Origin of the sequence: Pleomorphovibrio marinus (genome assembly GCF_003347495.1) — a bacterium.
GTDB lineage: Bacteria > Bacteroidota > Bacteroidia > Cytophagales > Cyclobacteriaceae > Pleomorphovibrio > Pleomorphovibrio marinus.
Genome location: NZ_QCXY01000003.1, coordinates 353,733 through 372,773, shown reverse-complemented (window position 1 = coordinate 372,773; position 19,041 = coordinate 353,733). Strand labels below are relative to the sequence as shown.

The following is a 19,041-nucleotide window of genomic DNA, read 5'->3' as shown; positions in this document are numbered from 1 at the left end:
TAGAAACAGGATCAAACAACAAGAAAATCTGGGAAATTGGATGGATACCAATAAATCAAAAACTTAATGATTTGATTATTAGTAAGTTAAAATAGGGGGGTTAAGATTTTTTAAAAATATGGGTTACATTTCCCAATGTGTTTGCTTTATCCCATGAAGTACGATTAAAAATTGCTTTTCAGTTATAATCGGAATAAGAAATTGATAGAAAGTCAGTACCCAAAATGCCTATAAAGAAACTTTTACCGTCTTATCCAGATGCTGAGGAAACGTTACCCGTTAAGGGCACTGGCGCATTTTCGTCAGATGCTGAGGCCTGGGATGCCTTTAGGGAAGGAAGCGAATCGGCGTTTATCTATATCTATGAACGCTATTTCCATACCTTGTATGCGTATGGGTTCAGGATAATTGCCAATCCTGAAGTGGTCAAAGATGCCCTTCAGGATATGTTCATCCACCTAAGGGAGCGAAGGCAGTATCTGGGTGGCACTGATGACATCAAGTTCTACCTTTTCAAAAGTATCAAACGACGATTGATCAAGGACTTTTCTTCCTGGCAGGGGAAAAAGGAAAGTTTGGATACCGTTCCTGATGGTTTTCAGTTCACCCTGTCCCATGAGGCACAACTTATAGACCAACAACTCACGAAGGAAAAAATCGCCAAGCTGAATACCGCCATTGCCCAATTAAGTCCACGGAAAAGGGAAATCATCTATTACAGTTTCTACGAAGGACTGTCTTACCGGCAAATTCAGGAAATCATGGGATTGGAAAACCAGCAAACCACAAGGAACCTGATGTTTAAAGCCATCCGGTATTTACGGAAAGTGATATAGGCTAATCAAAATTCAATCATCGAGAAAATGGGAATATTCATTACACCAACATTATTAGCTTACCTGTGAGAGAAATGAAGAACATAGAAGATTTTTTGACCCATCCTGAATTTATCCGATGGGTAAGGCAACCGGATAAGGAACTGGAGGCCTATTGGGACCAATGGCGGAAAGCCAATCCGGAGCAGCTTCCTTCTATGAGGTTGGCAAAGGAGATCCTGCTAAGGACTAAGTTTGATCAGCCGGAACCACTGGTGGGTATGAGGGAAGAGGTGCTTCAGCAAGTGCTAAGGGAAAGGGAGAAATCTACTCCTTCGGCATCAACTATAGCATCTAAGAAAAAACATTCCTGGACCAGTTTTTTTTGGGATGGTTTGGGGCAGATGAGTCGGGTGGCGGCCATTCTGGTGGCCAGTATTGGGCTGGTTTGGTTGTTTGCCCCCGTTTCTCAGGTTGAAATTGAACCCCAAATTGTCCAATTGGAAGAAAACCTTATAAAAAAGGTTACCGGTCCTGGAGAGAAGTTGCAATTTACCTTAGCAGATGGCAGCAGGGTATGGCTGAACTCTTCCAGTGAGGTGGAGTTTCCCGAAAAATTCGGGAAGGAACAGCGGCTGATCAGCCTAAAGGGGGAGGCCTATTTTGAGGTGGAAAGGGACAGCTTAAGACCCTTTAAGGTAAATACGGAAGGTTTGGTGACCACTGTGCTGGGCACCAGCTTCAATGTGAACGCAAGAGATGCAGGCAAAACCAGGGTTGCCCTTGTGAGCGGAAAGGTGAAGGTGTCCTCAGCTCACCAACAGGTTGCTTTGGCTCCCGGTGAAATGCTGAATTTTGACGAGGCCACCGCCACGCTGGATGTTAGTGGATTTGATCCTGCCAAGTTGCTGGGGTGGAAAGAAGGTGTGCTACAGTTTCACAAGGCTTCTTTGAGAGAGGTAAAGGAAGGACTTGAAGAGTGGTATGGGGTAGAAATTCTGCTGAAAAATGGAGAGGGAGTAAGATGGCAGTTTTCGGGCGAATACCGGCAACAAACCCTGGAGGAGGTGCTGGAGAGCATGTCTTATATCCAGGGGTTTAACTATAAAATAAACGACAAATCAGTAAACCTAACTTTCTAAGATCATGAAAAATGCGGACACATCATAAAAAAGCCGGAGAGGAGTAGTCTCCCCTCCGGCTTCATGGTCAACCTGCGCATGGCAATCATTGGGGAATGGACACCATGTCAGGTAGGGCTTACCGAAATCTTACATTCAACAAACCTTTGTAAAATTATGAAAAATAAATTACTAAAGACAATACTTATGTTGTCCAAATGCTTTCTATACGGTTTAGTACTTCAGACCCTCCTACTAAACTTTGTTTTGGCCTTAAATGCAAACGGGCAATATAAAAATATAGAGGAAGTAAGGGTCACACTTTCTGCGGAGCAACTAAGTTTGCGACAGTTTTTTAGAGAGGTGCAGCAGCAAACGCCTTTTAATTTTTCCTATGAATATAGGGATGTGGATCGGCAAATGGTGATGAATTTTAACAGAAAGTCAGGAATGCTGATCACGTTTTTGCGCGAGGCAGCCATGCAGAGTGATTTATCCTTTCGTCAGGTTAACCATGGCATTGATGTGGTGAAGAGAGCGGGTGACGAAGCGGTTTTGGTTCAGTCGGTCGATCCGGTCTCTGTAGGAGGCATTATTACGGATGAGAATGGGGAACGGATGCCTGGCGTGACCATAATAATTGAAGGCACTACGACGGGAACAGTTACTGATATTGATGGGAATTACACCATCAGTGCAGAGGAGGGCTCTGTGTTGGTTTTTTCGTTTGTGGGTTATGTGAGTCAACGAAGAGAAGTGGGTACCTCCAATACCATTGACGTCCAAATGGTTGAGGATGCTAACTCGTTAGATGAAGTAGTGGTAATAGGATATGGCACACGGGAAAAGAAAGACCTTACCGGGGCGATATCTACAATCTCATCAGAGGAAATCACCAAAACTGCTGCTATGTCACCTGAAATGTCGATGCAGGGCAGAATGGCAGGCGTGTTTGTAAGCAATCCGGGCAGTAACCCCAATGCCAGACCACAGGTACGTATAAGAGGGGTAAGTACCCTAGGATTTAATGATCCACTTTTTGTCATTGATGGGGTTCCAATCTATGAAGGAGGGGCTCCAAGAGGCGACAATTCAAGAGTACAAGACTTGCGAGGCGGGCTGAATGTTTTCAATATGATCAACCCCAATGATATTGAATCTATTTCGGTTTTAAAGGATGCCGCTGCCACAGCAATTTACGGAGTCCGTGCCTCCAATGGGGTAGTATTAATTACCACAAAACGCGGTGCCAAAGGCAAGCCTAAAGTTGATGTTTCTGCCCGGTTTGGAATTCAAAATGTAAGGCCTGATTGGGAGGTAATGGGAGTAAGGGATTATGTTCAAACTTATAATGAGGCACTGAATGCCAATCCCAATGCGGCTCCAGATCCCAATTTTTTCAGGTTTTATGATAACAATGACCCTAATTATCTTGGCAATGCACCTTTTACTACGGGTGACTGGCAAAGAGCAGCGAGAAACCCCAACGCTCCCATACAAGATTATAATGTCACCATTTCAGGAGGAAATGAAATGTCAAATTATTCTGTAGGAGCGGGTTATGCCGATCAGGAGAACGCCATGTTCTACAGTCGATTCAAACGTTATTCAGCATTTGTTAACTCCGACCACCAAGTCACCCCTTGGTTAAAAGTAGGTGAATCTTTTAGGTTCATTTATTCAGAGACCGACGATATTGGTGGAGGGGATTTGAATACCGCATTCAACGTGCCTTGGCAGCCAGTATATGACACGAATGGTTTTATGGGTTATGCATTACCAGGAAGAACGATCGGCGATCAGTTTTTGTCAAATGGATATGGAAATGGTACAAGAAGCCACTTTTTGGGAGTTGCAGATTTGAATACCGTCACGAGGAATGTATTGAGAAATATAGGGTCTTTTTATGCGGAAGCGACTCCTGTTGAAGGTCTTAGATTCAGAGGATCTATAAGTTTTGATTACTCTCAGAACGCACAAGATAGGTTTCATGATGCCAGACGAGGTTTATTTGATGCGAACTATGGTAGAGTTTATGATCAGGAAGGTAATACTTACCGGCGTAGAGTGAACGAAAATATCAATGTGGTTAAGGAGTTTTTGATAGGGTACAACAAAAATTTTGGCAATCATAGTTTTGATCTCATCTTCAATGCGATGGATCAAAAAATTCAATGGAACAATACCCAGATGTCGATTGACCGCAACTCCATATTACCCGACTATGATCAAAGAAGGATTGATGAGGGATGGGCTCAGACGGATAAACAGATTTTCTATGAAAGAACTCCAGTAGCTCTTCAAGGGTATATGGGGCGATTGAGTTATAACTATGATAGCAAGTATTATTTGGATGCCACACTGCGAAGAGACGGAAGCTCTAATTTCGCTCCAGGCTATAGATGGGGCACATTCCCAGGTTTGGCCGCTGCGTGGAGGATCAGTGCAGAACCCTTTATGCAAGGGGTAAATTTTATTAATGACATGAAAATAAGAGCCGGCTGGGGTGTGGCAGGTAACCAAGAGACCAGGGCATTTGCCTATCTTTCTTTGGTAAACTTTAACCCAGTATACCATCTTGGAGAAGGATCCACAGGAATAGGAGACGGTATAAGGTACCCTGCCATGGCATTGGGTGATTTCCCAATAATGGATATGAGCTGGGAAACCGTCACTACCACCAATTTAGGTGTGGATATGTTAATGCTCGAGAACAAGCTATCACTTACACTAGAATATTACGACCGCTTTACCGATGGAATTTTGCAAGCTATCAATATCCCTCAAGTAATAGGTGCATTGTCCCAACCTGTAGTAAATCTTGCTAGTATTAGTAACCGTGGCTTTGAAATGCAGGTAGGTTATCAAGACAGAATCGGGGAATTGGGCTATAATATAGCTGCTAACCTCACCACCGTTCGAAACAGAGTTTCCAATTTATATAGAAACCAACCTCAGGGGGGTAATAGCAACAGAATTGAAAACGATCGCCCGCTCAATTTTTTGTGGGGTTATATGACAGATGGTATATTCCAGAATGAGGAGGAAGTAAATGCTTGGACAAGTCAGTATGACGATCCGGGCAGAATGGTTCTTAAATCGCCTGGAGATGTACGTTTTGTGGACATACAGGGACCTCCAACGGCAGAAGATGGGGAGCAGGCATTGTTTAGCCCCAATCCTGACGGTGTAATTAACTCTTTTGACCAAACGTATTTGGGCAAGACCATCCCAGGCTATTTTTATGGGATAAATACAGGAGCTAATTATAGAAACTTTGATTTCTCCATTGATTTCAGAGGTACCGGAGATGTTCAGGGCTTCTTTACCTCGGACCGGAATAGTGTAGGAGCTGGGGGAGGTAACTTTTTGGTGGATATTATGGATCGCTGGACACCCTCCAATCCGTCTAATACGATTCCTAGAGCCATACATAACGACCCTTCCGGAAATAACAGGCTGTCAGACAGACACGTGGTTAGCAGGTCTTTCTTCAGATTTCAAAATTTTCAGGTTGGTTACACATTCCAGGGGAATGCGTTGCAACGCTTGGGGTTGAGTAATTTAAGGACGTATCTAATGGGGCAGAATATGTTTGTTTTCTCACCATTTCCTGGTCTTGACCCTGAAAATGATACAACACCCACTTCTTTTATATTCGGTGTTAATCTTGGTTTTTAATTTTCAACGTTTTAAGAAATGAAAAATATAAAGAAAATATTCACTGTGATGTTGCTGTTGGTATTTGCGGCATCAGGATGTAATGAAGATAATATCGATCTGGATCCAATAGGTGATACTGAAGCTAGTTTCTTTAACAATGAAACGCAAATGAATCAGGCGGTTTTGGGGATTTATCAGAAGGTAGGTTTTTTCTATACCTTTAGAGGCGGACAAAACAACTGGATTCAGAGTATTTGGCTCGCTCCGAGTGATGACCTTACCACAAGGCAAGGCCACGAATATGAATTTTTCCAAGGTCTCCAAGGCAGCTTGGCTACACTCAATAATTTCTATCGATTTGCTTACCAGCTAATTGCTAGGGCCAATGTAGTGCTTCAAAAAATCGAGGAGAATGGTGATTTCGCATATGAAAGTCAACCTGAATTAAGAGATTTCCACAAAGGAGAAGCATTGTTTCTCAGGGCTTGGATGAATTTTAGATTGTGGAACGTATATGGCACTGCCCCTTTAGTGAATGAGCGGATTGTGGCTTTGGAAAATGCCTATCCTCCTAATTCTTCAGGCACTGAACTCCTTGATCAGGTCATTGTCGATTTGGAAGAGGCAGCCCAACTTTTACCTTCGAGCTGGAATCCTGAATTTCGGGGAAGGGTGACCCGGAATTCCGCCTTAGGTTTGAGAGCGAAAGCCCTTGTCTTCAGAGGCACAGTCACCGGAAGCGAAGCGGATTTTACTGCCGCTATACAAAATGTGGACGCAATGAGCGGGATGGAATTGATGCCAAATTATGGTGATAATTTTGATGCAGCCATGGAAAACAATGCTGAATCATTATTTGAGTTTCAGGCAAACCAACAATCTGGCCTTAATAATACATCTCTTGATAATGACAGTTTTGCCGTGGTTGGTGATACGGGGGCTTATTGGGGAATGTTTGCGAATAGGCCTTCTTGGATAGGAAACGCAATATACACGGCGACTGAATCCTTAAAAAACGCCTACGAATCCGGAGACCCAAGGACAGAGTATATTTTCGATCCGACGCCTGGCTTAAGGCTCAACGTACGCAAATATATCAGGGATGGCAACTGGACAAACGACCCAGGCGGGGCCAATGGATCAAGCCGAAATAATCCAAGAATCCTCAGATATGCGGATATTCTTTTGATAAAAGCTGAGGCAATTACCCGGTCAGGGGGCAGTCTTAGTGATGCTTTGGAAATTATTAATCAAATAAGGGAAAGGGCGAGAAATTCCACCCTGGATGGTATTCCTGCTGTTATCCCTGCAGATCGTCCCATAAGTGCAGATAGAAACCAAGTACTGGAATGGCTTTTTTTAGAAAGAAGGCTTGAACTAGCAATTGAGGAAGGGCACCGCTATTATGATCTCAGAAGACGCCACATGGCGGGAGAAGTAGACCTTACCAATTGGGATTGGAGCTCAGAACGCAATGATGCTGAGTGGCGTTCATTCAATATCAATTTCCCTCTGCCTGATGGAGAAGTTATCGATAATGCAAACATGTCTCAGAATCTGGGTTATTAAATTAATATAGTTAATATAATTAACTCTGGAATTAAACCGGGAACTTTCAAAAGTTCTCGGTTATTTTTTTTAATATTCAATTAAATTTTAATCAGAATACACTAATTTACTGATAAAAAAACAAGTCCTTGGTGAATGGCCTTGATCATTATCATTCCACTCATTGTAAACTCAAAATAAATTGAAATGAAAACCTCTCAAAATTTCTTACGGAGCACAACTTAATTTTTCTTGGTGGCAGTCGATGCAAACACGTTCCCTAGTGGAATGATGTTTTCCGATTAGGACAAATTAAATCTCCAAGCGGTAGGCTTTAACTTTAGCAGTTACTGCTTGATCTGGTCCTTTACCTTACAGGAATGGCCATAGCCTTTCCCATTCGAGTTTAAAAGGAAAGAATACAGAAAGGCGCCAAAAAGCGTTAAAAAACTGTTTTTCGCTATGTTTACCTCTTTATTTTGGTGCTTTCTCCTCTTGTAATTACATAGAATTAAATTTCATCAAAACTAAACGGCGATGAAAAAAATAATGAATAAAGCAGAGATTTTCTTAGATGAAATGATCGAGGGTATCCTTACCACCCATCCTGGCGATTTAACGGTGGGCCGTGTTTTGAGGAGAATTGCCCTGCAATATCCAGGTCGGTTTTTTCGTCGGAAGGCCACAGTCATGCTGGCTTTCGGCCTCATCTTTGGCCTTCCTGCGGGCTTCGCTGCCGCGCAAGGCCTAACCACCAATGAGACTTTCACAGCACTGGTGATCGGGCAGGACTCCGTCTATGCTAATGCACTCCACGGAAATGGCTATGCTTCAAAGTCGTGGGTGAGCAATGCCCCTGTAGAGGTGATAGTTCCGCTCGAGGGTCCAGTACTTACTGGAAAGCCTGTAACGTTCAAACTCAATGGTAATCCAAGCAATCCTCACTGGGAGCTGGGGGACGGGACTACAGCTTACGGTAAATCGGTCTCTCACACGTACCAAGAACCTGGGTTTTACCGCATTGTTATGGGATCAAAGGAGGGCGACACATTCAAGGAGCTATCCTCGGCCATCGTTCGGGTACACACGCCGGAAACACTGCACCTGCCACAGGTCCTACTCGACACTGACGCCCGCAATGAAATCGATGACCAACATTACATTGGCTACGGCCTTTTCAGTAACATGGATGTGCTAGGTATCAACAGCGTCCATCACGGTCCCCACCGCACTGATCGTGGTGGAGATGCACAGGAGCAGATGAACTATGGCGAGATTATCCATATCCTAGCCCTCAGCCGCCAAAGTGATCTCTTGATGCATAGGACCGAAAACTTAATGCCTCAGGTGTTCCACGGGTCAAAAGCGCCATTGCAGGCCCCTTCCAGTGGCAACTGGCAGGACACCCGTCCGGTCAAAAGCGAAGCCAGCGAAGCTATTTTGGCAGCAGCTCGTGGTGCATCGCCCGACAATCCTGTATGGGTACTCCCTGTCGGACCTTGCACCAACATCGCCAACGCGATTCTTCTTGCGCGTGAAGAGGGATTGGACTTGAAAAGCCGAATCAAAATCATCTGGCTGGGGGGTGGGCCGGAACAGGTCAACGTCAGGAGCTTCAATGGGGAGAACGACCCCTGGTCGGTCTATGTAACAGGTCAGAGCGGCATCGAGTTCTGGATCCTTCTTGAGAACCCCACCGGTGCCAGTCTCGCTCTTGACAAACGCACAGATTTAGGCCTTTATCCCAAAAATAAGTTGGGCGATTATCTTGTAGCAATTTCGAATATTTGGTCCACTCAACCCAAAAAGGCACTTTATGACGTGGCGGTGGTCTCCATGGTTGTCGGTAAGCACCTTGGGTTAGACTGGCTTACCTCGGTGGAGCCTTCTTCCGTCCAAGGTCCTGATCAGGAATATCGTTGGCAGAAGGTCGAGTCGTCAACGGATGTTTACATCATTAGAGAAATCGATGCGGAAGCGATGAAAGCCGATTTCTTTAATACCTTAAACGGAAAGCCAACAGAGTTGCCGCCAATGCGATAGAAGTTAGCTCTTTTTAAAAATGGGATGAATCATGTGATTCAAGGAAACTATACTCCTTTGAATCAAACACTGCTTTATTATTTTTTCTGTGTTTGACCAACAATTGGTAATTGGGTAAAATTTCATCAATGCTCAAGGAGGTAAGGAACTGATTCGGAATACCTTTATTCCCAACATTTTTATTTGGTGATTTTCACTTGAGGTTTTATTCATTTTATCCAATTTAATGCGAACATTACTGGGTATTGGGTGGGCAGATTTACACCCTATGCAATTTGTAGGGATAAACATTTCCCGCGTTCCATTGGCAGACATAGAGGTTTTTGTCCCTGTCCAAGCAGACATCATGGCAATGTTTGAAAATCGGTTTGTCCTGTAGCATCAGTTGCAATTCCCCCTCCTTATAAATGGGTTCTTTGCCTCCCGGGTTGGAGACCACTTTGTGATCTTTGTCCAGGATGGTGACGAAACCTTTGTTGAGATGCATGTTGTAATTCCCTTCCTCCATGCCGAAACAAACGCCGGAATATACATTATCACCATCCATGACAGGCCTGCTGATAAATGCACCGGGCAAATAGTAATCTTCTAGATAGGTCCCGTCCAAACTGAATCGCTTAAATGAATTTTTAATCCGTGCCGAACATAACAACGTTGGATTTTGGGGATCCCTATTGTCCAGGGCAACCCCGTGCGCCTGTTTGAATTTGTCCGGTTGCAGAAAACTGTCCCCGCCAAATTTCCGGATAAAATTCCCCTGGGTATCATATTGCAGGATGAACTGGGAGCCGTACCCATCTGCCACATAAATATCCCCGTTTGGTCCAATGGCAGTTTCGGTAGGCCTGTATGCGGCTTTCTCATCATAGGCACCTATTTCCGAAGGGTGCTTCAATTCCATAACGATCTTTCCTTTCAATGTGCTTTTTATAACCCTTCCTAGACCGGGATCGGTGATGTACAGGAATTCAGTATCGCCCTCTTCGGCAATGCTCAGTCCATGCGCCCCCGGCAAGGATAGGGTCCAATTATCCATAAGTTTGCCGGAAGGATCATAGATAAGGATATTGTTGCGGGGATGATCGGTAAGCATAAACAGCCTGCCCAATTTATCACTGACCATTTCGTGACAGTTGTTTACCGGATACCTGTTGGGATCCAAATCACCCCAGCCCGGTTCCAGCCTGTAGCGAAAGTCCCCATGGCCCAAGATCTCTTCCGAAAGTTTGGGTTTTGCAGGCTGAATATAAAATGAGGGAAACAAGGAAACAGCCAGTGCCCCGCTTCCTGTAATGGTGTTTTTGATGAATTTTCTTCTTGAAGCCATGGTATTTCAACAGAATTCCAGACTGATAATTTAACAATTATCTGGTAAAACGCCGCATTTTTACATAAATAGCAATTTCATTTTATCTTAAAAGTCCCAAAATCAGTATATTTAAATTGTGGAAGTCAAAAAGCCAGATACAGTCAATGAACCGGATTTGGAATACGGAAATTATTCCTATGCCGACTACCTGAAATGGCAGATGGAGGAGGTGGTCGAATTGATCAAAGGGAAAATTTTTAAAAAAGCTGCGGCTGCACCCAAAAGGATTCATCAAAAAGTATCGGGAGAGATTTTTCTCAGATTGGGTAATTTTCTGAAAGGTCAAAAATGCCAGGTTTATTTTGCCCCTTTTGATGTGCGCTTCCCGAAAGCTTCTAAAGCAGATCATAAAATCCATGACGTGGTTCAGCCGGATATTTGCGTGGTTTGCGACCCAGCAAAACTGGATGAACGAGGCTCCATCGGAGCCCCAGACTTGATTGTAGAAATTCTATCTCCAGGGAATAGTAAAACCGAATTGAAGCATAAGTTCGAGCTTTATGAATTTAACGGAGTTCAGGAGTATTGGATCATTCATGCTGAAACTCAAGATTTGCTCATCTATCGCCTTACCCATGGAAAATATGCCCCATCACTGCTGCTTACCTCCGGAGATGTGGCGGAGTCACATGTGCTTAAAGGGTTTAAACTGGATTTGGAGGAATTTTTTGGGGATATCGAATAGTGTTTAAACCCATTAAACTAGCCTTTTGACCCATAATGAACAGGCTGCTCCCTTTTGTGAATGAGGTGCCGGATGAGGCAAATACCTAGCTATTGCAGGGTTGGTGGAACCAGGAGAAAAATCAATATTTCCCCCGAATACCCCGAAACAGTCAATGATTTTTCCCTGCAATTGAAAAAATGGTTAACTTTCTAACAGGAAAGCAACAACGGTAGTGATTGCCAAAATAACAAATTCGATCTAAACAATATCCCATGACTTCCAAACTAGTAGTACTGATTGGCACATTGCTTTTGACTTCCACCGGTCTTTATAGCCAAACAAATAACCCCGAAAAACCCAACTTTCTCTTTATCTTTTCTGACGACCAGCGTTACGATTTGATCGGGGCACTAGGCCATCCTGAGGTAAAAACGCCCAATTTAGACAGATTGGTTAAGGAAGGGGCCACTTTCACCCACGCCTACAATATGGGTGCCTGGAACGGGGCGGTCTGTGTGGCCAGCCGTGCCATGATGATCAGCGGGCTGTCCGTCTGGGATGCCCACCAACAAGAAGACGATTTCCAAAATAGGGCTGACCAAAAACAGTTTTGGCCCCAGTTGCTTGAAAAGGCAGGATACGATACCTACATGACCGGAAAGTGGCATGTAAAAGCAGATGCGGAAAGCATCTTCCGACATGTGGTACATGTAAGGCCGGGGATGCCCAATCAGACCCCGGAAGGCTATGACCGACCAAAGAGTAGGTCAGACACCACCTGGCAGCCCTGGGACAAAAAGTTTGAGGGGTTCTGGAAAGGGGGGAAGCACTGGTCGGAGGTGCTGGCCGATGATGCCCTGGCCTTTATGGAGCAGGCCAAGGACAGCAGTAATCCATTTATGATGTACCTGGCTTTCAATGCCCCCCATGACCCCAGGCAGTCCCCCAAAGAATTTGTGGATATGTATCCCGTGGAAAGCATTGCCTTGCCACCTAGCCATATGGACATGTACCCCTACAAAGACAGCATTGGCTTGAGTGAGAAACTGAGGGACGAGGCCCTGGCTCCCTTTCCGCGCACCGCCTATGCGGTTCGGAAGAACATACAGGAATATTATGCCATTATCACCCACATGGATGACCAGGTTGGAAAAATCCTGGATGCCCTGGAAGCCTCTGGGAAAATGGACAACACCTATATTATTTTCACCTCCGATCACGGCCTGGCGGTAGGGCATCACGGGTTGATGGGCAAACAGAATATGTTTGACCACAGTGTCCGGCCCCCATTGCTGATAAGTGGCCCGGGTATCCCCAAAGGTAAAAGGTTTGCTCAGCAGGTGTATTTGCAGGATGTAAGTGCAACGATGTTGGACCTGGCCGGGGTTAAAAAACCGGATCATACCGTGTTCAACAGCCTGATGCCCTATATACGGGAGGGTGCGGAAAGTGCCTATCCGGCGATTTACAGTTGTTATCTGGATCTGCAGCGTATGGTGAGGACGGATAAACACAAACTGATAGTGTATCCAAAACTCAATAAACTGCTGCTATTTGATATGGAAAAGGATCCACATGAATTGAGGGACCGCTCAGAGGATCCTGCTTATGAACCTGTGAAGAAGGAAATGATGGACCTATTACTCCAGCAGCAAAGTGAGCGAAATGACCCCATGGGAAGAATTGACTTTTCAAGTTACCAGAATAATAGTAAATTGGTTGCCAAAGAAATTAAGAGATAATAATATGAAATCGAGCATGACGCAAGCGACGCACGGAGGGATGATTATCATGGCGAGAATCCATGTGGCCGCTGAAAAGAAAATTTAAACACATGAAAATTCTTCCCTATATCGTAATTTATTTCCTAGCATTAACTGTTAGCATGGCCTCCAGCACTAAAACAGGTTGGAAGGATAAGCTAGAAACCGGTAAAGAAACCCAAGCTCAAAAGGAACCGGAACGAAATGCCCCTATAAAAGCTTTAATTGTGGACGGGCAAAACAATCATGAGGTTTGGCCCAAATCTACCATTATGATGAAGCAGTACCTGGATGAAACAGGGCTTTTTCAGGTAGATATTTACAGAACCAAGGTTACCTGGAAAGGAGACCGGGAAAAGGAGTATCTTCCTTTGGCTGGGGTTGGGGAAACCGAGGATTTGGAAAAACCTCAACATGATCCGGGCTTCACCCCTGAATTCAAGAATTATGATGTGGTGATTTCAAACTTTGGCTGGCAAGCGGCCAATTGGCCGGAAAAAACCCAAAAGGCATTGGAAGAATATATGTACTCCGGTGGAGGCTTCGTGTCCGTGCATGCCGCAAACAACTCATTTCCCGATTGGCTGGAATACAATAAAATGATAGGACTGGGAGGCTGGGGTGACCGAGATGAAAAAGATGGGCCTTATGTATACTATACCAATGAAGGTGAACTGGTCCGTGATCCCTCTCCGGGAACCTGTGGCTCCCATGGGCCGGCACACATTTTTCCCATTACAGTGCGCGTAAAAGACCATCCCATTACAGAAGGGATGCCAGAGGAATGGCTAACTACCAAGGACGAATGCTACGCCCAGTTGCGGGGGCCTGCAGAAAATATGACCGTATTGGCCACTGGAAAGGATGTGTCGGGCAAGGCACCTACCGACCGTCATGAACCAATGCTGATGGTGGTTGACTATGGTAAAGGCCGGGTATTCCACACCACGCTGGGACATGATGATTACTCCATTGAAAGTGTCGGGTTTATCACCTCATTTCTAAGAGGGACAGAATGGGCTGCCACAGGTGAGGTTACCGTACCCATTCCCCATGATTTTCCTACCGCAGAGAATTCGACAAGAAGGGAGTTTGAGTTGAAAGCTGATAAACAATAAATTTTATTTCCATAAACCATGGATGCCGGGAAAAAAAACACTGTTAACGAACCGGATTTGGAGTTCGGCAATTATTCTTATGCCGACTACCTGACCTGGCAGATGGAGGAAGTGGTAGAACTGATCAAAGGGAAGGTTTTTAAAAAAGCCGCAGCTGCTCCTAAACGCATTCACCAGCGTATTTCGGCAAAACTTCTGACTAGGCTGTATGTTTTTTTAGAGAACAAACCCTGTCAAGTTTACGATGCCCCCTTTGATGTACGTTTTCCTACCACCTCAAAAGAGGACAGAAAAATATACAACGTGGTACAGCCGGATATCTGCGTGATTTGTGATCCGGAAAAACTGGATGACAGAGGCTGTATTGGAGCTCCGGACTTGATCGTGGAAATCCTTTCTCCCGGCAATAGTAAAACCGAATTGAAGCATAAGTTCGAGCTCTATGAGTCGAACGGTGTCCGGGAATATTGGATTATCCATGCAGAAACTCAGGATTTGCTCATCTATACCCTTACCAATGGTAAATATGTCCCTTCCATTTTATTTACTGCCGGCCATGTGGTGGAGTCGAAGGTGATCTCTGGGTTTAAGCTGGATTTGGAGGAGTTTTTTGGGGATATTGAATAGTCTTTAAGCGCGATTATGCTATTCAACTGGCATAGACTTGTTTTCTGCCAGCTAAGGAACATCCGGCGGGTATGGTATTCAAATACACTTGCGAATTTTTTTGGTACATACCTACATTTTGTATATCCCATAACCTATTTATTTGTTCTTAAATTTCTGAAATGAATCAGCTCAAGCTTACTTAGTTGTCCTATTTTAAAATAGAATGCTAGAAACGCTGAAAATCAGTATATTTAAACGATGGAAGTTAAAAAACCCGATACAGTGAATGAGCCGGATTTGGAGTATGGCAACTATTCCTATGCCGACTACCTGACCTGGCAGATGGAGGAAGTGGTCGAATTGATCAAAGGAAAGGTTTTTAAAAAGGCTGCGGCCGCACCGAAAAGGATTCACCAGAAAGTATCCGTTGAATTGTCTTTTAGATTGGCAGGGTTTCTGAAAGGTAAAAAATGTGAAGTTTATTGCGCACCGTTTGATGTCCGACTACCTGAAAAATCCAAAGAAGACAAGAAAATTCACGATGTGGTTCAGCCAGACATCTGCGTGATTTGCGATCCGGAAAAACTGGATGACCGAGGTTGTATCGGAGCCCCGGACTTGATCGTGGAAATCCTTTCTCCCGGCAATAGTAAAACCGAATTGAAGCATAAGTTCGAGCTTTATGAGTCGAAAGGGGTCCGGGAGTATTGGATTATCCATGCGGAAACCCAGGATTTGCTTATTTACACCCTAATTAACGGTAAATATGATCCCTCCAAACTTTTCACCTCCGGGGATGTGGTGGAATCAAAGGTGATCAAGGGCTTTGTGCTGGATCTGGAGGAGTTTTTTTGGGAAATTGAATAGTTGTAAAACCTTATTGTCCCATCCGTTTGGAAAGTGGTCCCCAAATTTTAGTGATGTAAAGACTAGACCACTAAGAATAGCTTATAAGCCACCCTACCTCCATTTTGTTTTCTAATCATTTTTTGACGTTCCATTGGTAGGTATTTATAGGGATGAATAAATTTCTTTTCCATATTTCTGTATTTAATCTTCACCAATTCACTTTTTGGGAAAGTTGTTCTTGATGAGCTTTGTGTACCTACTAGCTAGAGTAAAAAAAATACTTTTTTATTTATTTGAAAATCCGGAGTTATTTATAAATTTAGGAATTTAGTATGATGAGCTTGAGAAAATTTTCCTCATGACATTGGTTTTCTCGCAGCCCAGCCCTGAGTTTTTTCAGGGGGGCGCAACGAACTCGCAACGTACGCAGCGTGGTAGGTTTAAAAATTAGTGTATAATCAATAAATTATATGATTAAAAGTAATATATCAATGGTAGTGTCCAGTGAATTGCCTGCCTAGGGTAATGTTTGTCTTCATAACCCTGTAGTAAGTCCATCCATTTGGTGTTGGAAAATTTAGACCATTAAATAATAGAAAAATGAAAAAGCTTTACGGGTCAGTTCTTTTACTGGCTTTTGTTTATTTCCAAAATATAGTTTGTTCGCATGCACAGTTGCCCTTCGACGAAATCATGATGCCGAAAGGTGAAATATGCATGGCGGGTATCTACGAAGTAGGGAAATGGGATCAATATTGGGAAGGTGGTTACTTAAGGAGAAATGCGAACATTGGCACACTCACCAGGCAAATGGTAATGCCCATGGTTGCATTTGGCCTTACCGAAAAAATCAACATAATCACCAGCTTGCCCTACATCAGTACTGAACCATCAGGGGGTACCCAGGTTGGGCAATCGGGTTTTCAAGATATAAATATGTCGGTGAAGGTGGATTGGTTGAAAAGGCAGGTAGGAAAAGGTAGAGTCTTGTTTTTGACCAATGCGCACTTTGCCCGCCCTGTGGGACGCTATCTTTCCGATTATATGCCATTTAGCATTGGTGCAGGCGCACCGGAACTAGGCTTAAGGGCCATTGGGGGATATAAAATGGACAACGGCTTGATTTTCCGCGTTGCAGGTGCTTACCTGTGGCGGGGGCAGACACAAATTGAAAGGGATTATTACTATCAGAACGGTAGCGTTTATTCTTCCTTTATGAATGTTCCCAACGCCTTTAATTTCCATGCTGCCATAGGTTATTGGGCTTTGGAGAATAGGCTTAGGCTTGAGGCCACCTACATGAGCCTCAACTGCCTGAGTGGCGATGACATCAGGTCTTATAACCGGCCACAGCCCACCAATAAAATGGAAGTCAGCCAAATTGGGGTTTGGGCTCAATACTATATCAAAGCTGATAAGGGGTTGGGGGCACTGGCCTACTTTAACCAAGTGGTGAGCGGCAGAAATGTTGGCATGGCTTCTGTTTTGGGAATGGGTCTTACTTATCAATTAAAAATTTATTAATCTAAACTCCCTATGAAATCTCAATATATTTCCCTTCTCTCTGTGATTTTGGCTCTGGGTTTAGGGGTTTCCTGCATGGAAGACACACCCAATTATTTTGAATTTGAGAAATATGAACTTTCCAGTCTAGATGAGGATGGTGGGTCATGGAACACCTTATTGGTTGGAGAACCTACCCAAATCAGCATCAATGAGCCTGAACCCATCTCGGCGGGTTCCTATGTCACGGAATTAGGGGAATTGAAAGAAAAGATGTCTTCTATCTCGGCTGATGAAAAGGATGCGGTGGAGTATTGGACGAATAACCCTGTGCTGAGATGGAATGAATTAGCCCTGGAAATTGCGGCAAAATATAACCTGATCCCAGGTCCTAATGCAGATGGCTCCTACACTTTGCCAAACCCTGCAAGCCCGGAAGGGCCTCCCCCGTTTCCCTTCGCCCACCCTCCTTACACCAGTAGAATGCTGGCTTACTTGAGCGCTGCTCAGTTTGATGCCCTTGTGGTGGTTTGGCATTATAAGTTTCAATTTAACCGGCCTGCTCCTTACCAAGTGGACAGCTCTATTCAGCCTGCTTACCCCAAAAGCCAATTGCCATCCTACCCTTCGGATGGTGCAAGTGTGGCATATGTGTCCAAAGAAATTCTTAAAACCATGTTTCCATTGGAACAAGCCTATCTGGAGGAGAGGTACCTTGAGCACCTTAGAAGCTTGGAACATGCGGGTATAAATGTAAGAAGTGACATAGATGCAGGCATCATAGTGGCAAAAGAGGTGGTGGATGTAGCCAGACAACGAGCGGCCTCTGACGGAATGAATAGGGCGCAGACCCCAATGGCCCTATCAGACTCTATTGCCAATGTGGCTTTTGATAGGTTTGGATGGAAGTGGAATAATATGGAAAGTCCAATAAGGCCCGTTGGTTTGACCCCGCTATTCGGTAAAGTGAGAATGTGGCATGTTCCCAATGTGGAAGAGGTAAGGGCAAGTCCTCCACCCGCTCCGGGATCACCACAATTTGAAGAGGATGCAAGGGAGCTGAGGCAATATGCCAGAAACATGACGGGGGAACAAAGAAGGATTGCAAATTGGTGGGAAGATGGGCTTGGGTCATATACCCCACCGGGCCACTGGAATAAATTTGCCAAGTTGTCCATAGTAAAAAACAAGCTGAACCCCCTCCGGACTGCCAAGGTGTTTGCGTACATGAACACCGCCATCATGGACGCAGGTGTGGCTTGTTGGGACACTAAATATTATTATCATTACCCCAGGCCGGTGGAGACTATTCAAGGCTTTAAGACCATATTGGGTACGCCGAATTTTCCCGCTTATACTTCTGGCCATAGCACTTTCTCAGCAGCAGGTGCAGAGGTATTGTCCTATTTCTTTCCTGAAGATGCCCACCAATTCCAAGCCTGGGCAGAGGAAGCGGCTGTCTCAAGGATATATGGTGGGATACATTATCGCTTTGATGCTGTGGAAGGAACCAAGCAAGGTAGCAAGGTGGGGCAATACTCGGTTAATAATGCAAAAAAAGATGGAGTTTTTTAGGTATTAGTCCGGCCTAGTTGGCATTAAGATAAACTGCTTTCTCCTCGGGAAAAATTCTTTCATGGACATTACAAAAAAACCCTCTTGGCTTAAAGAACAGGAGGGTTACTTTTATGCACCTAAGGCTATATAATCCGCAGTAAAGCTAGAAGGCCATCCAAAACATGGTGAAAAAAAATAAAGTGGAATAATTGAGGGAAGAATCAAGTCCCACAAGCGGAAGGACCTGTACCAACTACTGCCCTCCAATAGGGAATTGTATCGATCCAAAATCGGCAATTAAACATTCCTGCCCCTAATTCCTTCAATATTTTAATGGGTTCGTCAGAAGAGTGCCTTAGTTTCAAATCCCGTTTAAATACCTCTCCGCGGATACCTCTGAACTATGTAATAAAACT

At 44.3% G+C, this 19,041-nt stretch carries 13 protein-coding genes; 12 read left to right on the top strand and 1 reads right to left on the bottom strand.

Translation table 11 applies throughout. The features are described 5' to 3' along the window. Nucleotides 1–224 precede the first annotated feature (224 nt). The 5 genes from DB520_RS10690 (at nucleotide 225) to DB520_RS10670 (ending at nucleotide 9,190) form a co-directional block, all read left to right on the top strand. Nucleotides 225–836: an RNA polymerase sigma factor gene (locus DB520_RS10690; RefSeq protein ID WP_114749707.1), complete on the top strand. Its 612-nt coding sequence runs from the start codon at nucleotides 225–227 to the stop codon at nucleotides 834–836. A 74-nt stretch (nucleotides 837–910) separates the two neighbouring features. Further along, nucleotides 911–1,957: a FecR family protein gene (locus DB520_RS10685; RefSeq protein ID WP_232834916.1), complete on the top strand. Its 1,047-nt coding sequence runs from the start codon at nucleotides 911–913 to the stop codon at nucleotides 1,955–1,957. 156 nt (nucleotides 1,958–2,113) lie between these two features. Further along, nucleotides 2,114–5,617 (top strand): SusC/RagA family TonB-linked outer membrane protein, encoded by a 3,504-nt coding sequence (locus DB520_RS10680; protein ID WP_157972025.1) that lies wholly within the window; start codon nucleotides 2,114–2,116, stop codon nucleotides 5,615–5,617. Between the two features lie 18 nt (nucleotides 5,618–5,635). Beyond that, the gene (locus DB520_RS10675) at nucleotides 5,636–7,168 is read left to right on the top strand and encodes a RagB/SusD family nutrient uptake outer membrane protein (RefSeq protein WP_114749704.1); all 1,533 of its coding nucleotides are present in this window, start codon (nucleotides 5,636–5,638) and stop codon (nucleotides 7,166–7,168) included. A gap of 516 nt (nucleotides 7,169–7,684) precedes the next feature. Further along, on the top strand, nucleotides 7,685–9,190 hold the full coding sequence (locus DB520_RS10670) for a nucleoside hydrolase (RefSeq protein ID WP_114749703.1): 1,506 nt from the start codon (nucleotides 7,685–7,687) through the stop codon (nucleotides 9,188–9,190). Between the two features lie 259 nt (nucleotides 9,191–9,449). On the opposite strand, the gene DB520_RS10665 is transcribed toward DB520_RS10670, so the two are convergent. Further along, nucleotides 9,450–10,517, bottom strand: a complete 1,068-nt coding sequence (locus DB520_RS10665) for an NHL repeat-containing protein (protein ID WP_114749702.1) — start codon at nucleotides 10,515–10,517, stop codon at nucleotides 9,450–9,452. Nucleotides 10,518–10,635: 118 nt separating this feature from the next. Between DB520_RS10665 and DB520_RS10660 the strand changes: the two genes are divergently transcribed. The 7 genes from DB520_RS10660 to DB520_RS10630 all read left to right on the top strand — a co-directional run bounded on the left by DB520_RS10660 (nucleotide 10,636) and on the right by DB520_RS10630 (nucleotide 18,643). Beyond that, on the top strand, nucleotides 10,636–11,244 hold the full coding sequence (locus tag DB520_RS10660) for a Uma2 family endonuclease (RefSeq protein WP_114749701.1): 609 nt from the start codon (nucleotides 10,636–10,638) through the stop codon (nucleotides 11,242–11,244). Between the two features lie 254 nt (nucleotides 11,245–11,498). After that, nucleotides 11,499–12,968 carry a sulfatase-like hydrolase/transferase gene (locus DB520_RS10655; RefSeq protein WP_114749700.1) on the top strand — a complete coding sequence of 490 codons (1,470 nt, stop codon included), beginning with the start codon at nucleotides 11,499–11,501 and terminating at the stop codon, nucleotides 12,966–12,968. 92 nt (nucleotides 12,969–13,060) lie between these two features. Further along, on the top strand, nucleotides 13,061–14,107 hold the full coding sequence (locus DB520_RS10650) for a ThuA domain-containing protein (protein ID WP_114749699.1): 1,047 nt from the start codon (nucleotides 13,061–13,063) through the stop codon (nucleotides 14,105–14,107). 18 nt (nucleotides 14,108–14,125) lie between these two features. After that, the gene (locus tag DB520_RS10645) at nucleotides 14,126–14,734 is read left to right on the top strand and encodes a Uma2 family endonuclease (protein WP_114749698.1); all 609 of its coding nucleotides are present in this window, start codon (nucleotides 14,126–14,128) and stop codon (nucleotides 14,732–14,734) included. A 240-nt stretch (nucleotides 14,735–14,974) separates the two neighbouring features. Next, nucleotides 14,975–15,583, top strand: coding sequence for a Uma2 family endonuclease (locus tag DB520_RS10640; RefSeq protein ID WP_114749697.1), 609 nt, complete (start codon nucleotides 14,975–14,977; stop codon nucleotides 15,581–15,583). 582 nt (nucleotides 15,584–16,165) lie between these two features. Beyond that, the gene (locus tag DB520_RS10635) at nucleotides 16,166–17,089 is read left to right on the top strand and encodes a transporter (RefSeq protein WP_114749696.1); all 924 of its coding nucleotides are present in this window, start codon (nucleotides 16,166–16,168) and stop codon (nucleotides 17,087–17,089) included. A 12-nt stretch (nucleotides 17,090–17,101) separates the two neighbouring features. Beyond that, entirely contained in the window at nucleotides 17,102–18,643 is a 1,542-nt protein-coding gene (locus DB520_RS10630; protein ID WP_114749695.1) for a phosphatase PAP2 family protein, read from the top strand. The last annotated feature ends 398 nt before the right edge of the window (nucleotides 18,644–19,041 follow it).

Excerpts from the sequence above, each read along its gene's own strand:
- DB520_RS10690 (WP_114749707.1), top strand. The coding sequence starts at position 225 with ATGCCTATAAAGAAACTTTTACCGTCTTATCCAGATGCTGAGGAAACG.
- DB520_RS10685 (WP_232834916.1), top strand. The coding sequence starts at position 911 with ATGAAGAACATAGAAGATTTTTTGACCCATCCTGAATTTATCCGATGG.
- DB520_RS10680 (WP_157972025.1), top strand. The coding sequence starts at position 2,114 with ATGAAAAATAAATTACTAAAGACAATACTTATGTTGTCCAAATGCTTT.
- DB520_RS10675 (WP_114749704.1), top strand. The coding sequence starts at position 5,636 with ATGAAAAATATAAAGAAAATATTCACTGTGATGTTGCTGTTGGTATTT.
- DB520_RS10670 (WP_114749703.1), top strand. The coding sequence starts at position 7,685 with ATGAAAAAAATAATGAATAAAGCAGAGATTTTCTTAGATGAAATGATC.
- DB520_RS10665 (WP_114749702.1), bottom strand. The coding sequence starts at position 10,517 with ATGGCTTCAAGAAGAAAATTCATCAAAAACACCATTACAGGAAGCGGG.
- DB520_RS10655 (WP_114749700.1), top strand. The coding sequence starts at position 11,499 with ATGACTTCCAAACTAGTAGTACTGATTGGCACATTGCTTTTGACTTCC.
- DB520_RS10650 (WP_114749699.1), top strand. The coding sequence starts at position 13,061 with ATGAAAATTCTTCCCTATATCGTAATTTATTTCCTAGCATTAACTGTT.
- DB520_RS10645 (WP_114749698.1), top strand. The coding sequence starts at position 14,126 with ATGGATGCCGGGAAAAAAAACACTGTTAACGAACCGGATTTGGAGTTC.
- DB520_RS10640 (WP_114749697.1), top strand. The coding sequence starts at position 14,975 with ATGGAAGTTAAAAAACCCGATACAGTGAATGAGCCGGATTTGGAGTAT.
- DB520_RS10635 (WP_114749696.1), top strand. The coding sequence starts at position 16,166 with ATGAAAAAGCTTTACGGGTCAGTTCTTTTACTGGCTTTTGTTTATTTC.
- DB520_RS10630 (WP_114749695.1), top strand. The coding sequence starts at position 17,102 with ATGAAATCTCAATATATTTCCCTTCTCTCTGTGATTTTGGCTCTGGGT.